Below are 15,427 nucleotides of genomic sequence, written 5' to 3' on the forward strand. Positions count from 1 at the left end.
TGAGCCAATCAGCACCGTCCAGCGTCAATCAGCCGTTGCCTGTCTCAAGACCCAACACCGACTTCTTCAACACAATCACCCACAAGCAGACACTCGCGGGCTCCTTGGGCCTTCCCAACTTCGGCCGTTTGTTCATGTAGGCATATCGTCGCGGACGGGATCGCATGGATATAGAGGATGCTGTCAGCCTTACGCGAACCGCTCTCCGCCAGAAGCATGTCGGGCTTTGAGGATGGCCGCTTATCCGCAGGGTCGGAACGCGGTCTGATAGGGCGACGGAGCTGTCGAGCCGGCTGTGTTGCTCGTCGAAGGCAAAGCGATTGGCTGCGGCACTGGATGTGAAGCGCCCGAGCAACACGCCGCTACTCTCCCGTACCGTCCACCCGCCACCGACATCCCGGCCAACGACAATGATTTCGTGCTCGGCCATCATCAACGCTCACGGAAATCAGACAAATAGTCCTGCGGGCGAGCCTTATAGCTTCGTCTCCACCGCGTGCTGACCTGAACCTCATCGAACAGATGTTTGCCGAGCATCGCCAGAGCGGTTCCTGCGCTGGCGGAAAAGAAACCCACTGTCGCCAGCGCGTAGGCAAGCGCTCCCGCCGTACGAGGCGCAACCTGCATCGCGATCAAACAGGTGAGCGCCAGATACGCCAATCCGCACAGGATCAGTCCAGAAATACGAAGGCCGATGTCAGCCTTCCACGATCGATGCCACGATGCCATGCCACAACTCTCAAGGTGGCCATCCAGCTATCGGTCCGGACGTAGCATTTCGAGATCGATTCCACGAAACTGCATAGCGCTGGCGTAGCGTTGCGTTGTTCGAACGACCGCAGCCGCTATTGATCGGCGCGCAATCGGTACCCAACACCAAGTTCGTTGGCGATGATGCTGCCGACCGCGCCCGGCGCTTCCAGCTTTTGCCGGAGGTTGCGCACGACGATCCGCAGATACTCGACGCGGGGGTCCTCCCCTGCCCAGGCAACCGCAAGGATGCGGTCGTGCGTCACGACGCGGCCGGCATGACGCGCCAATAGCGCGAGAACGTCATGCTCCTTGCGGGTGAGGTGTAGTTCCACTGTTCCGCGGCAGACGAGGCGACGATCAAGATCGATCGTAACGTCACCTTTGCGAACGATCTTTGGCGCTGTCTCCGAGACCCCGCGGTGGCGAAGGGCGACACGCAATCGAGCGAGCAACTCATCCGTATCGAAAGGCTTGGATACAAAATCGTGGGCGCCAAGATCAAGCGCGGCGACCTTCTCGTCGGTTGCGTCGCGAGCAGAGACGACAAGGATAACGGTGTCGCTGTTCTGCAGGAGGAGCGGGATAAGACCCAGCCCGTCCCTATCCGGCAGGCCAAGATCGAGGAGGATCGCGCTGGGGTACTCAGCTCCGGCGCGAATAAGGGCATCGCGTCCGTCGGCAGCTTCCACAACAGCATAGCCGGCCCGCTCGAGCGTGTTGCGAAGCAAGCGGCGGATCGAGGCTTCGTCATCCACGACGAGGATCTTTGCAGGCATCAGATGTGGCTCTCGGAAGTGTTGCGGACGATCAGGTCTGCAGGAAATACGAGTGTGAAGGCGGCACCTTCTCCGTCGTCACGGTTGCCAGCTTCGACGCTCATCCCCATCGCCTCGGCAAACGCCTTGACGATCGCAAGGCCAAGGCCCGTGCCGCCAATCGCACGATCAGAGCCCTCGAGGCGGCGGAAGGTCTCGAACACCTCCGCCTCTCGCCCAGGGGGTAAACCTGGTCCATGATCGAGGATGCTCAGCCGTATCTGGCCATATAGGTGGACGCCCTCGACGATGATTTCGGTACCAGGATCGCCGTAGCGCCCGGCATTGTCGAGGAGGTTGAGCAGGCAATGGTGCAGGAGTTGCGCGTCTACGCGGACGAGCGGCAGCGACGGCGATACCTGGAGGCGTACATCATGGCCTTGCAGCGCCCGCCGGGCATCGTGCGCGGCGCCGGCGACGGCATCGCTGAGGTCGGTGGCCTCGACGTTGAGCTTCAACGCTCCAGCCTCCACCCTCGCCATGTCGAGTAGATTGGCGACGAAGCGGTTAAGCCGCGCGGACTCGCTCTTGATGGTGCCGATGAGCTCCGGCGTCGCACCGTGATCCAGCTGATCCGCCGCGGCGATCACCGCGGTCAGCGGTGTACGCAGATCATGGCTGACCGACGATAGCAGGGCAGCGCGCAGGCGATCACGGGTCCGTACGGCATCGACGTCGCGCATCTCTGTCTCGAGCCGGAGGCGTTCGAGTACCAGCGCTGCCTGATCGATCAAGCTGGTCAGCAGCGGCAACTGATCGGCACGGATCGGATCGCCGCTATTCTCCTTCGCCACCCCGATCACCGCCAGCGCCTTGCCCCCTGCCTTGAGGGGCTGGAACAGCCATTCCGAGGCTGCAAGCGTGCCTGAACCCTTGCCCGCCGCGGTGCCGTTGTCGGATGCCCAATTGGCCGCTGCCATGTCCATCGTATCGAGGCGGTAACCGGGAGCACTCGCCGCTTGGACGGTAAGGCTGGTTCCGCCCGACGAGGTGAGCAGAACCGTCTCGACGTCGAACAGGCGCGCGACGTCGTCGCAGATCATGCGGGCAGCAACCGATGCGTCGTTGATCGCGCTTAGCTGCCGCAGGAAGCCCGCCAATGTGGCGTTCGTCCGCGCGCTGGCCGCAGCCATATCGGCCTGAGCACGAACGCGCGAAGTCAGCTGGCTGGTGGCGGTCGCCACGCCGAGCAGCACGAATATCGACACGACGTTCTCGGGGTTGCTGACGCTCAGCGTTCCCACAGGTGGCAGGAAGAAGAAATTATAGGCCAAGCTGGATGCAATGCCTGCGAACAGCCCGGTGCGAAGGCCGAACAGACTTGCGGCAGCCATGACGGGCAACAGGTAGAGCAGAGCAACGTTGCCGAGGTCGAGGATATGGAACAGCGCGCTGGCAAGCGCGGTGACGAATGCCACGAGCAGCAGCGTGACGAGGTAACCGGCAGGCTTGCCCCAGTTGCCACTCTGACGACGTACCGGTGATGAACCCGGTCCTTCCTCCATCGGAAGGACGTGCACGGTGACGCCCGGCGTCTCGCGGATCAGGCGATCGACGACCGAGCCGTGCAGGAACTCGAACCAGCGCGACCGACGGGACTTGCCTACCACGAGCTGCGTAGCGCGGGCATCAGTCAGAAAACCGCGAATGCCCTCCACTACGGAAGTCGCAGGCACGGTCGCAACCGCAGCACCGAGCTGCGTCGCCAAGGTCATCACCGCGGCAACGCGCTGATGCTGCGCGTCGCTGAAATGAGCGGTCCGCGGCGTCTCGATGAAGAGCGCTGTCCAAGGTCCCCGCAGGCCATCCGCTACCCGCTTGGCCGCGCGCACCAGGCCGTCGGCGCCAGGCAGTTCGTTGATCGCAACGACGATGCGGTCCGAACCCGCCCAGGTGCCACCGACGCCGAGCGCCCGGACATGCTCCAGCATCTGGGTATCGACCGCCTGCGCAGCTCGCCGCAGCGCCAGCTCGCGCAATGCCGACAGATTGGATTTCGAGAAGAAGTGGCTGAGCGCGCGCGTCGCCTCATGCGGCAGGTAGACCTTGCCGGCCTTCAATCGCTCGATGAGCTCGTCGGGCGGGATGTCGACGACCTCGATCTCCGCCATCTCGAGGATGCTGTCCGGCACCGTCTCACGAACCCGGACGCGGGTGAAACTCGCGACGATGTCGTTGAGGCTTTCGACGTGCTGGATGTTGAGCGTCGAATAGACGTCGATCCCTGCTGCCAGCAGTTCCTCGACATCCTGGTAGCGTTTGGGATGACGGCTGCCGGGCGCATTGGTGTGCGCCAGCTCGTCGACCAGTGCGAGACGTGGACCGCGCGCCAGGACGGCGTCCAGGTCCATCTCCCCCAGCGCGCGGCCCTCATAGGCGACGTTGAGCCTCGGGATGATCTCGTGGCCGCGGGTCAGCGCTTCGGTTTCGGCCCGGCCATGCGTTTCGACCACGCCGACGACGACATCGGTTCCATCACGGCGTCGTCCAGCGCCTTCCGATAGCATCTCGAAGGTTTTGCCGACGCCCGGCGCTGCTCCGAGGAATATCTTCAGGCGTCCCCTGCCCTCCTGCGCGGCTGCACGCAGGAGGGCCTCTGGATCCGGTCTGCCGTCGCCACTGACCGGCATCAGCGCGCGGCGGCGTCCAAAGTGCGGTTCAGGCCAAGCACGTTCACGTGCGGCTCTCCGAGGATGGAGGTTTCGGTCGATCGGGCAACGATCCCACGCACCACATCGACCGACATTGCTCGAACGCGCGCAATGCGGGGTGCCTGAACCAGGGCGGCGGCTGGCGACAGATCAGGGTCGAGACCTGAGCCACTGGCAGTGACGAGGTCGGCCGGCAGCGCGCCGGTCGCGCCTTCCGCCTGCCGCCTGGCGACATCGGGTTTGACCCTATCGACCAGCGCCTGAGACGCTGGGCCAAGGTTTGATCCCGACGAAGCGAGGCCGTCATAACCCTTGCCGGCCGCCGACGGCCGGGTCTGGAAGTAGCGGTCCGAGGTGAAGGCCTGGCCGACGACGGTCGAACCGATCACCTTGCCGTTTGCGCTCACCAGGCTGCCGTTAGCCTGCGAGGGGAATATCATCTGCCCGATGCCGGTCATTGCCAGGGGGTACAGGATCCCAAGAAGGGCTGCGAAGAGGATCGTCATGACGATCGCGGGCCGCAGGGCGGAAGTGAAGTCTTTGCCCATGATGGTTGTCCTTATGCGAGGCCGATGCCACCGACGACAAGGTCGATGAGCTTGATGCCGATGAAGGGCGCAATGAGGCCGCCGAGGCCGTAGATGGCGAGGTTGCGCGCCAGTAGCGGTCCCGCCCCCATGGGCTTGTAGGCCACGCCCTTGAGCGCCAGCGGCACCAGCATCGGGATGATGATCGCGTTGAAGATGATCGCCGACAGGATCGCGCTCTGCGGGCTGCCGAGCGCCATGACGTTGAGCACGCCCAATCCCGGATAGAGCGCGACGAACATCGCCGGGATGATCGCGAAATACTTTGCCACGTCGTTGGCGACGGAAAAGGTGGTGAGCGCCCCGCGCGTCATCAGCAGCTGCTTGCCGAGGCCGACGACTTCGATCAGCTTGGTCGGGTCGCTGTCGAGGTCGACCATGTTGCCCGCCTCGCGCGCGGCCTGCGTCCCGGTGTTCATCGCCACGCCGACATCCGCCTGCGCCAAAGCAGGTGCGTCGTTGGTGCCGTCGCCGCACATCGCGACCAGCTTGCCGCCCTGCTGTTCCTTACGGATCAGCGCCAGCTTGTCCTCGGGACTGGCTTGCGCAAGGAAGTCATCGACGCCCGCCTCGGCGGCGATCGCGGCGGCGGTCAATGGGTTGTCGCCGGTGATCATCACCGTGCGGATGCCCATCTGCCGCAATTCGCCGAAGCGTTCGCGGATACCCGCCTTGACCACGTCCTTGAGGAAGATCGCGCCGAGCAGGCGGCCATTCTTGGCGACCGCCAGCGGGGTGCCGCCAGCACGCGAAATCTCGTCGGTGATACGGCGAAGCTCGGTCGCGGCAGCCGTTTCGCCGACGCCGGGGTTGGCCTTCAGGATCGAATCCACCGCGCCCTTCTGGACCAGCATGTCCGGCGTCTGCACGCCCGATATCCGGGTCTGCGCGGTGAACGGGATGACCTCGGCACCCGCCGGCAGCTCGGTGGTGCGAACGCCGAACCGGTCGCGGGCGAGCACGACGATCGAGCGCCCTTCCGGCGTCTCGTCGGCGAGGCTGGCGATCAGCGCCGCCTCCGCCATCTCGGCGTCGGTCGCGCCGCCGACGCTGCGGAACTCGCTCGCCTGCCGGTCGCCGATCGTGATCGTGCCGGTCTTGTCGAGCAGCAGCACGTCGATGTCGCCTGCCGCTTCAACCGCGCGACCCGACTTGGCGAGGACGTTGAAGCGTACCAGCCGGTCCATCCCGGCAATGCCGATCGCCGACAGCAACGCGGCGATGGTGGTCGGGATCAGCGTGATGAGCAGCGCCGCGAGCATAGCGACCGGGATCGATCCGCCGGCATACGCGGTGAAGCCGGGGATGGTGGCGACCGCGATCAGGAAGATGATCGTCAGCCCGACCAGCAGCAGCGTCAGTGCGACCTCGTTCGGTGTCTTCTGCCGCTCCGCGCCTTCCACGAGGGCGATCATGCGGTCGAGAAAACCCTGGCCGGGCATGACCGTCACTCTGACGCGGATCTCGTCCGAGATCACCCGCGTGCCGGCGGTCACCGCCGACCGGTCGCCGCCTGCCTCGCGGATCACCGGCGCGCTTTCGCCGGTGATCGCCGCCTCGTTGACCGAGGCCACGCCGGATACGACTTCGCCGTCCGATGGGATCAGATCGTTCGTTTCGACCAGCACGATGTCGCCCACCTTCAGCGCGCTGGCAGGCACAGTCTCATGCTCCCGGCCGTTGCCCTTGAGGCGCTTGGCGGTCAGCTCCGCCTTGGTGGCGCGCAGCGATGCCGCCTGCGCCTTTCCGCGCCCCTCGGCCAACGCTTCGGCAAACGTGCCGAAGAGGACAGTCAGCCACAGCCAGACGACCAGCTGCAGCTTGAAGCCTGTTGTCAGCCCGTCATTGCCGATGATGAGCAGCACGGTCATCAGCGCGGCGACAGCCGCGGTGACGAACATGACCGGATTGCGGATCAGCTCCGCCGGATTGAGTTTGACGAACGAGGCCTTGATTGCCGGCACGACGAGGTCAGCCGTGAACAGGCTTTTCGATTGGGTCTTTGCCATGTCAGGCGCCCCTTCAGGACAGTTTGCCGCTGATCATCGCGAGATGATCGGCGATAGGGCCAAGCGCGAGGCTCGGCAGGAAAGTGAGGCCGCCCAGGATCAGCACGATGCCGACGAGCAGCCCGACCCACAGCCCGCCCGTGGTCGGGAACGAGCCGGCACTTTCCGGCGTGTACTTCTTCGCTGCCAGGCCGCCGGCGATCGCCAGCATCGGCACGATAATGAAGAAGCGGCCGACCCACATCGCAACGCCGAGCAACCCGTTATAATATGGCGTGTTGGCGGTGAGGCCTGCGAACGCAGAGCCGTTGTTCCCGACCGCGCTGGTGAAGGCGTAAAGGATCTCGCTGAACCCGTGCGGCCCCTTGTTGAGCGGCCCTGCCAGTCCCTGTTGCAGCACCGACGACAGCGCCGTCAGTCCCAGGATCATCAGCGGCAGCACGGCGATGGCGAGCACCGCGAGCTTCACCTCGCGTGCCTCGATCTTCTTGCCGACATATTCAGGCGTGCGGCCGACCATCAGCCCGGCGACGAACACCGCGAGGATGGCGAACAGCAGGAAGCCGTAGATGCCCGCACCGACGCCGCCGATCACGACCTCGCCCAACTGGATGTTGAACAGCGGGATCATGCCACCGAGTGCGGTGAAGCTGTCGTGCATGCTGTTAACGGCGCCGCACGACGCAGCGGTAGTGACAACCGAGAACAATGCGGATGCAGCGATCCCGAAGCGGACCTCCTTGCCCTCCATGTTCCCGCCCGCGACACCCAGATGATGCAGCACGGGGTTGCCCGCGGCTTCCTGCCAGTACGTCACGGTGACGCCCGCGAGGAACAGGATCACCATCGCCGACAGGATCGCCCAACCCTGCCGCGTGTTGCCGACCGCCTTGCCGAACGTCCACGTCAGGCCGAACCCGATCAGGAAGATCGACAGCATCTGCACCAGATTGGTCAAGGCGGTCGGGTTTTCGAACGGGTGCGCGCTGTTGGCGTTGAAGAAGCCGCCTCCGTTGGTGCCGAGCATCTTGATCGCTTCCTGGCTGGCGACGGGGCCGAGCAGCAGCGACTGTTTCGCACCTTCCAGCGTCTGCACATCCACCACGCCGGACAGCGTCTGCGGCACACCGCTCGCGATCAGGAACGTCGCATAGACGATGCTAATCGGCAGCAGCAGGTACAGCGTGACACGAGTCGCATCCGCCCAGAAATTGCCGATCGCCTTAGTCTCGCGTCGTGCAAAGCCGCGGAACAGCGCGAACGCCAGCGCGATGCCGGTCGCCGCCGACAGGAAGTTGTGGATCGTCAGCCCCAGCATCTGGGACAGGTTCGACATCGTCGATTCCCCGCCATAGCTCTGCCAGTTGGTGTTGGTGGTGAAGCTGATCGCGGTATTGAACGCGAGGTGCGGCGACAGCCCCGCCAGCCCTTGCGGATTACCCGACAGCGCGCCCTGCAACCGCAGCACCGCATAGGTGAACGCCATCAGCGTCGCGTTGAACAGGAGCATGTGCACCGCGTAGCGCCGCCAGCCATATTCCTGATTGGGGTCGATGCCGGCCAGCTTATAAAAGCCCGTTTCGACCGGGCCGAGGACGGTGTGCAGCGGCGTGCGGCGACCTTCGTACAGCGCGAACAGCCACGTGCCGACCGGCTTGGTCAGCGCGAGCAGGATGGCAACGAAGCCAAGGATCAGGAACCAGCCCTGGAATGTCATGAATCGCCCCCTTCAGAAGCGTTCGGGACGGATCAGGACCGCCACGAGATAAAGGAGAAGGCCAAGCGCGGTCAGCGCTGCGAGCCACAGGTCGAGGGTCATCGCATCACCTCAGGCGTTGTCGCACAGGCGTGCATAGGCGAGCGTTGCTGCCACCAGCCCGAGCATGACGAGGATCCAAAGCAGGTCGTCCATCAGCTGTTCCTCTTCAGAAAGCGGCGGTCAGCGACACGACGAACGTGCTGCCGGCAATATTACCGGAGCCGTCCTGGCCCTTGCTGAAGCTCGGGCGCAGGTAAGTCGCCTCTCGAGCGGAGATGTCGGTGTCGATGTACGAGACGTTGAACGTGAGGTTCTTCCAGGTCGCATCCGCACCCAGCGACCAGTCCCAATACTCGCCTGTCGGTGCGACCGCGGTGGCATTGGGACCCAGCCCGTCCTGCCCCCAGCTGTGACCGACATGTGCCTTGGCGGTGAACGGCGTACCCGTGACGGCCAACGCACCGTCGCCCCACAGGTAAAGATTGTCGTCCTTGTCGCCTGGATCGTTATAGACGCCCGCGGCTGCATCGGCGCCGGTGTTGTACCATTTACCGATCGCCTGCTGCTTGGGCGCGTAGGCCACGCCCGCTGTGAGGGTCGCAGGTCCAGCCGTGCCAGTAAGCTTGGCGTATGGCTCGGCGAAATCGGTCTTATCCGCGCCGCCTGGATACATGTACCAGGTTAGGCCAACGTCCAGCGTCGCGTTCTCGGCAAGCTCTGCCTTGTAGCCGCCGATCAGGTCGAGCTCCATGTTGGCGCCACCGAAGGTACCCCAACCGGCAAGGTTGGATGCCCATGTGCCGATGTAGAAACCGCTGTTGTGCGCGATGGTGATCCCACCCTGCACTGCCATTTCGCGATCAGACTGCGAGACACCGCGGAAGCGATAGTCGGATGCAATCGTCGCCGATCCGCTGACGGTGATCGCAGGTGGTGGTGCTGTGTCACCGGCCACCTTGTCCTCAGGCGTCGATTGCGCCTGTGCGGCAGGAGGAACCCCAATTAGCGCAACGGCGATAAGCGGTAGTGTAAGCTTCATTCTTGCCCCCAGCGGAACTGGCTACCGCTGACTGAGCGCGGAGCCTTAGGGGCATGCGATTAGGCCTATGCGGCGTAGCAATTCGAGATCGATTCCGGGAAAACGCGTATAGCTGGCATATAGCTGACGTTTTTTTGGCCTTCATCCGTCGCTTCGGTTTAGCTCGTTCCGAGAATCAGGCCTCTTACGACTGCCTTGCTGTACATCACTTGCGGTGACCGTACTTGAAGCGAAAGGTGCAACGTTCCTTTCGAACCGGTCCTACATGCTTGTACATTCAGGGTGCTGAAGAAGGAGTCTAAGGAAAGCCAAAATGGCTGCGAAACGTCCACTACAAGGCACCCACGCTCGACAGCCATCTTCCACCGCTCTGCTGCGAATAGCCGCCTTGATCGATTGATTACCGGTAAAATTTAGGTGTGCCTCAAAAGGACCAAGTTTAATTCTGCCGTCTTTGAGGCAAACCGCGACAGCTTCCAATTAACAACCTCGTCCGGCCGGAGTTTCGTGGCTTCAGGGTGCCCGGTTTGTGATCCTGACAACGTAAGTTCGAGCTTTCGACGACACGCGCCTCGGACGGCTTTCCCACGTCTTGCTGACCCAATTGCGGCCATTCACGCTTCCGATTTCCCTTCTCAATTTCGGTCATTCGTTCATCTGTACCATCACCATGGTGGGCAGCAGGTGAAAGCGCTCTTCTGTCTTCCGACAGAGCCGGCCGACTGCTGGTAAAGCAGCCCAGTACCCCGCTGCGGCTGATCAGCCATGGCATGAAGCCAATCGGCTGCGGCGGAGCCGACTACAACCCATACCGAAGCTGGCTCTTCCGCAGGGCCGCTCCAAGTTTACGATGGGGCTTGACGGTGTAGCGAATGCAGAGGCAAAAGGTGCAGGTCGCTCCGACGCACGTCCGCGACTGAATTGATTTGAAGGTTCGTTAAGCCGACTCGGTTACACGCTTGGACGAGCGGAACCGACATCGGATCGAGAGCATTCTTACCAACGGACGCTCCAAGGCGTCCCACAGGCCGCAAGGCAACAACGACCCCCGGCGGCAACGTCGGGGGTCCTTCATTTCAGCTTGGCGTCGACCAGCCGTCGGTCCTTGTGTTTCACCCCGCTTTTCAGCCAGCGGATCCCGAGCGCCCACATGTCGAGCGAGGCAGTCCCATCGCGGCTCCGCATGTCCCAGATTGATCGCCAGACATACGGCCATCCCGGCATCGTGAACGCCGCCTCGTCCAACCAGCGCTCACCCAGGCGACGAAGGCCGATCGTGTCCCTGCCCCCCTTGGCACGGATCGCGGAACGCCAGATCAGGCTCCAGTTTCGATCCGAGAAGTCCGTCTGCGATAGCCACCGATGTGCCCTCGCGACGATCGCCGCTTCGGTCCAGGGAGAAGGATCGACGAGTTCGCGCCACTTCATAACGCGCAGCCAACCCTTTCCCCCGCCCGCTTCGGAGCCAAGCCACGCGTCCACGGAAGCGATCACATCGTGCGTCCCAAATCTCTTGGGTGCCACCCGCAGGAGCGCCGAGAAGACGAGGTACCATCTCTTGGGCTCGATCAGCGGCAAGGCCTCGAGGCCCAGTTCGATGAGCCGGGCGATGTGGGCGTCGTCCGTCTCGACGTCGAAGGCAGAGCGCCAGAGCAGGCCGAATCCGTATCGCTCGGCGGGCCCCTCCAGCCAGGAGCGCGCGCAGCCCAGCGCCTGATCGCGCGCGGCGCCGTCCAGCCTCAGGAGCAGCGCCGCGCAGAGATGCACCCACGCTCCGTTGTCATGCGGCTTCAGCACGGCGGCGACGGCCGGGTCACGCAGCGTCCGATCGTCGAGAAGAGCCTCTCCTTCGGGATGAATGCTCCAGACCTTCATCCACCGCTCGGCGCCACCATTGGCGCGCAGCCAGATCGTCATCCCCGCGGCGATGCCCGGGCGCCGTGCGAAGCGCTTGTCGATGGCTCGCGCCCTCAGCAGGACGCGGTCCCATCGATCGTGCGACGGTCCCGACGTAAGGAGCCATGCCGACGCGGCGTCCAGCAGTTCCGCCCAGCCGGACGGCGACTCGTGCTTGGCAAGGCCCTCCCACAGCGACGGCCAGGATCTTCCGAGGGCATCCGAGCGGATCAGCGACATGCCCTGGTCGACCAGCGCCGCAGCGACAGCCGTCTCCGCGCGGAGGCCCAGCGCATAAGAGCAGAGGGCGGCACGACGGCGCTCCACGCCACGGCCGGACGTCAGGAAGTCGAGCGCCAAACGGGTGAGGATCTTCGTCGGGAGCCGCGCGCGGCGAGCGCCCTGCCAGACGCGGAACCATGCATCGTCATCGAGGTCCAAACCGGACAGCCGCTTCGAACAGTGAGCCTGGAACGCCTCCAGCTCGCCCGGCCCGGGATCCGACGCGATCCATGACGGGATCACCGGCAGCCATCCGGGATGGTCGTCGTGGCGAAGCAGCCAGGTGGTAGAGAGTGCACGCGCCGTTGAGATCGCGCCGGATGATCCGTCCTCGAGCAGGTAGCCGGCCACGCGGGACCAGCCGACATGCTCGCCCGGCGTCCTGCGCAACCACGTCAGACCCTGCGCCTCGATGGCGTTCCTCGTCTCATCGGGAGCCGCTTTGGCCAGCGCGAGCCAGACGTGCGCCCAGCTTCGATGCCCGCCCGACGAGCTCTCCAGCCACTCAGCCCCGAACCGCAGCGCCGTTAGCCGCTCAGCGGACTCGGTCGCGAGCAGCAGACCCTCGAAGACGAAGGCCCAGCCGAGATGCTCCGGGTCCGCCGTGGCGAGCCACTCCCGGCCGATACCCTCCAGATCCGCAACCGCGTCGCGGTCGGCACTCCGACGGGCCTCCTGGATGGCCGGGCCCCAGACATGGGACCACCCTTTGAGCTCGACGGGCGCAGACCGCAGGCGACGGACGGCTAGGGCCAGCAGTTCACCGCGCTCCCGCGGGTCGGCGTGCTCGAATACGTCGGGCCAGACCCTCGTCCAGCGCTCGTCCCCCACGTCGGACGCCTCGACCCAGTCGCGCCCGACCCCAAGCAGAAGACCGACCTCTAGGTCCCCGCCGTGGATCGCCTGATCGAGCAGACGACGCCAGATCATGTCCCAGCCGGGTGTCTCCGGACCCGCCAAGAGGCTGCTCCCCTCGGTGAGACCGAGCCAGCGCATGCCCTGCCTCCGCAGGGCGGCTGGCTGCCCCCTCCCCGTATCGATCAGCGCCGCCCAGACCCGCGGCCACGACCCCCGGTCCCGTCCTGCAGCCAGCAGACGCTGCGACAGCACGTCCGTCTCCGCGCAGTGCCCGTGTCCGTCGATCAGGTTCGATAGGATCGAGCCCCAGCCAAACTCGTCATCGGGCGTCCGCTGCAGCCAGTCGACGACGATGCCCCTCACCCGTTTGGACGTCTCGCCCTGAGCGAGGCCGTTCATCAGGCGCGACATTCCCCTCAGCTGCGGGGCGTCGCGCGACAGAGCGGCGATCTCGTCGAGCAGGGCCTCGCCGCCCTCCCTCGACACGTAGTCCATCGCCAGCGGCGCCCAGTCGTGCCACGGCAGGGGATCTCCCCAGCCCGCGAGCCGCCGCAGACAGCCGGAGACCGAGGCGACCGCGCGGTCACGGAAAGGACCCTCTTCGGCCAAAAGGAAATGGCAGGACAGCCGGAGTCCTCTGACCGGCTCCTGTACCTCGTCGATGGCGGTCACCAAGAGATCCGCGGGTGACGGGTTCAGCCGAAGGTCGAGAAGGCGATCGAGAGCCAGCCAGACCGGAAGGTCCTCGATGGGGTGCAGTCCGTCCGCGACTCCGTTCGCGTAGATCGAGGAGAGCACCTCCCGCAGCTCCGGTCGGATGAGATCGATGCGCGCGCGCAGCGCCGGGTCGGTCTCGCGCCCTCCCCGGTCGCGTTCGCGAGCGAGCCGACTTATCGCCCAAAAGGGGGCGTACCGTACCTCCGGTGGTCGTTCGTCGTTCACGAGGTCGGCCGCCAGCGATGCGGCGAGATGCCGCTTGCGCCATGGCCGGTCCGTGATCCGCCCGAACCACTCCCGGTAGATCGCGTCGGCGAGATGCGGATGGGTCAACCTTATGCCACTCGACGACTGCGCCGTGAATTGAAAATGCGACTCCAGCTCCTGCAGCCGTATCAGCGCACTCTCCAGCGTCGGATGCTCATGCTGACTGCGGAGCAGCTCCGACATGGGATAGTCGACGTAGAGCCGGTTGAGCGCCAGGATGCTGGCGATCGCGTCGAGGACCGGGCCGTCCTGGCGGCTGTCGTCGAAGGATCTGATCCGATCCCGAAAGCGCCTGGCGAACTCGGCGATGCTGCCCTTGGTCCACTCGAACAGCTGCTGGACGAGGAGGACGTTGCCCTCCATCGGCTCAACCGACCTCCCGGTCCGAAGGCGATACCATTCGGCGAGTTCGAGAAAGTCGGCGTCCGTCTCGTTCGGCATGTCGAAGCCGTCGAAGTCAAGCTGACCCCCGCAGGCCTCCTCGGCGGACGCCCGCTGCTCGTTCGGCCCGCAGCAGAGGAGGAGCGGTGACCGAGCCGTCTCCCCGGCACCGACGCAGATGCTCTCCCATTCTGCCTGCGCATCGGTGACCGACTTGATAAACTCGGACTGCCGCTCGGCCGTGAAGGGATCGTCGAGCACCAAGACGACGGCGCGCCCCTCCGCCGCCATCCGGCCAGCCCACCGCACGGCCGGCCCGAGCAGCTCGGGGCGGTGGCCGACCCAGAGCACCAGCCGGTCGGGGTTCTGCGCATGCAGCCTTGCCGCCACATGCAGAAGCGCGGCGCTCTTTCCGCACCCCGACCGGCCGGAGATCCAGAACACGGGCAGCTTGTAGAGCGGGCGTTCGCCCGCTAGCCGCTCTTCGCAGGCGCGCTCGATGCGATCATAGACCGCGCGCTTGGCCAGCCTGCCTTCGCGAAGATCGGACACGGACAGACGTTCCCCAATCCGGACCGCCCGCCTGTCGTCGTTCTCGCAGACGACTTGGTCGGGCGCCCTTTCCTCGCTGCTCCACAGGCCGAAGCGCCGCTCCACGGTCGCCGCCGCCAACCGGAGCGCGCGGAGCTCGGCGCGGAACTCGTCCACGACCTGATCAAGAACGCCGCCCGATGCGGCGAGGAAGCGCGACATTGCCCTGTCGAGCCTCTCGAGAGGATCGGCATCCCTGAACTCCTCGATGAGGATCTTTGCCGCCTCGAGCCGCGGAGAGGGAGTGACCGCGATGTCGACCCGCTCGCGGAACACGGCCAGCGCGTCGCCGTCCGCTCCTTCCGGGCTCCAGCGCGCGAGACTTCCGGTCCAGTCGCCGAGCGTCCGCGTGGCGGCCTGAACCCGGTAGCGGAGCAGCGGCAGCAGGTCCGGTGTCCGCTCCTTCGCGAGCAGGTGCACACCCCAAAGCTCGTCGAGCGCCGATCGAAACGCCGAACTGGAAAGGGTCCGCTTCGCCTGCGTGATCAGGAAGCCGTCGGAGCTCTCCACGATGTCGGAGAGCACCTCGATGAACGCCGCGCCGCCCTGTCCCCCAGCCTCCTGTCGCACGATGACGTGCAGTGCGCTCGCCAATTGGAAGTCGAAGCCGGCCATGGCAGCGAGCCCGCCGATGGCGTGCCGCTTCTCGGACCAGAAGCGGCGCAGAGTGAGAAAGGACTCGAGAGCCCCGGCGGCATCACCACTCAGTACTGCCATGACCCGGACCGACCGCTCCTAACCGGGCAAGCAGACCAACCCGTTCACTCACTGTTCTAGGTCGCAGTTTGTTATCGTCAATGCGATTGGGGCCACTTCGTCGGC

At 64.9% G+C, this 15,427-nt stretch carries 9 protein-coding genes; all 9 read right to left on the reverse strand.

The features are described 5' to 3' along the window. Positions 1-432: 432 nt before the first annotated feature. Positions 433-729 carry a hypothetical protein gene (locus ILT43_RS15485; protein ID WP_204199887.1) on the reverse strand — a complete coding sequence of 99 codons (297 nt, stop codon included), beginning with the start codon at positions 727-729 and terminating at the stop codon, positions 433-435. A 116-nt stretch (positions 730-845) separates the two neighbouring features. Beyond that, positions 846-1,529, reverse strand: a complete 684-nt coding sequence (locus ILT43_RS15490) for a response regulator transcription factor (protein WP_204199888.1) — start codon at positions 1,527-1,529, stop codon at positions 846-848. Next, complete coding sequence (locus tag ILT43_RS15495) at positions 1,529-4,198, reverse strand: sensor histidine kinase (protein WP_204199889.1); 2,670 nt, start codon at positions 4,196-4,198, stop codon at positions 1,529-1,531. Before ILT43_RS15495 ends, ILT43_RS15490 begins: the two co-directional genes overlap by 1 nt. Continuing rightward, positions 4,198-4,767, reverse strand: coding sequence for a potassium-transporting ATPase subunit KdpC (kdpC, locus tag ILT43_RS15500; protein WP_204199890.1), 570 nt, complete (start codon positions 4,765-4,767; stop codon positions 4,198-4,200). Before kdpC ends, ILT43_RS15495 begins: the two co-directional genes overlap by 1 nt. An 11-nt stretch (positions 4,768-4,778) precedes the next feature. Continuing rightward, positions 4,779-6,815: a potassium-transporting ATPase subunit KdpB gene (gene kdpB / locus ILT43_RS15505; protein ID WP_204199891.1), complete on the reverse strand. Its 2,037-nt coding sequence runs from the start codon at positions 6,813-6,815 to the stop codon at positions 4,779-4,781. Positions 6,816-6,828: 13 nt separating this feature from the next. Further along, positions 6,829-8,532 (reverse strand): potassium-transporting ATPase subunit KdpA, encoded by a 1,704-nt coding sequence (kdpA, locus tag ILT43_RS15510; protein WP_204199892.1) that lies wholly within the window; start codon positions 8,530-8,532, stop codon positions 6,829-6,831. A 12-nt stretch (positions 8,533-8,544) separates the two neighbouring features. Next, positions 8,545-8,634, reverse strand: coding sequence for a K(+)-transporting ATPase subunit F (gene kdpF, locus ILT43_RS15515; RefSeq protein ID WP_038665721.1), 90 nt, complete (start codon positions 8,632-8,634; stop codon positions 8,545-8,547). A 106-nt stretch (positions 8,635-8,740) separates the two neighbouring features. Further along, the gene (locus ILT43_RS15520; RefSeq protein ID WP_239474895.1) at positions 8,741-9,613 is read right to left on the reverse strand and encodes a TorF family putative porin; all 873 of its coding nucleotides are present in this window, start codon (positions 9,611-9,613) and stop codon (positions 8,741-8,743) included. A gap of 1,071 nt (positions 9,614-10,684) precedes the next feature. Then, positions 10,685-15,322 (reverse strand): P-loop NTPase, encoded by a 4,638-nt coding sequence (locus ILT43_RS15525; RefSeq protein WP_204199894.1) that lies wholly within the window; start codon positions 15,320-15,322, stop codon positions 10,685-10,687. Between the last annotated feature and the right edge of the window lie 105 nt (positions 15,323-15,427).

It is taken from the genome of Sphingomonas longa (assembly GCF_016892685.1).
GTDB lineage: Bacteria > Pseudomonadota > Alphaproteobacteria > Sphingomonadales > Sphingomonadaceae > Sphingomonas > Sphingomonas longa.

Bases quoted from the DNA above. Each gene is read 5' to 3' on its own strand.
- ILT43_RS15525 (WP_204199894.1), bottom strand. From the start codon at position 15,322: ATGGCAGTACTGAGTGGTGATGCCGCCGGGGCTCTCGAGTCCTTTCTC.
- ILT43_RS15520 (WP_239474895.1), bottom strand. From the start codon at position 9,613: ATGAAGCTTACACTACCGCTTATCGCCGTTGCGCTAATTGGGGTTCCT.
- kdpC (WP_204199890.1), bottom strand. From the start codon at position 4,767: ATGGGCAAAGACTTCACTTCCGCCCTGCGGCCCGCGATCGTCATGACG.
- ILT43_RS15485 (WP_204199887.1), bottom strand. From the start codon at position 729: ATGGCATCGTGGCATCGATCGTGGAAGGCTGACATCGGCCTTCGTATT.
- ILT43_RS15495 (WP_204199889.1), bottom strand. From the start codon at position 4,198: ATGCCGGTCAGTGGCGACGGCAGACCGGATCCAGAGGCCCTCCTGCGT.
- kdpA (WP_204199892.1), bottom strand. From the start codon at position 8,532: ATGACATTCCAGGGCTGGTTCCTGATCCTTGGCTTCGTTGCCATCCTG.
- kdpB (WP_204199891.1), bottom strand. From the start codon at position 6,815: ATGGCAAAGACCCAATCGAAAAGCCTGTTCACGGCTGACCTCGTCGTG.
- kdpF (WP_038665721.1), bottom strand. From the start codon at position 8,634: ATGACCCTCGACCTGTGGCTCGCAGCGCTGACCGCGCTTGGCCTTCTC.
- ILT43_RS15490 (WP_204199888.1), bottom strand. From the start codon at position 1,529: ATGCCTGCAAAGATCCTCGTCGTGGATGACGAAGCCTCGATCCGCCGC.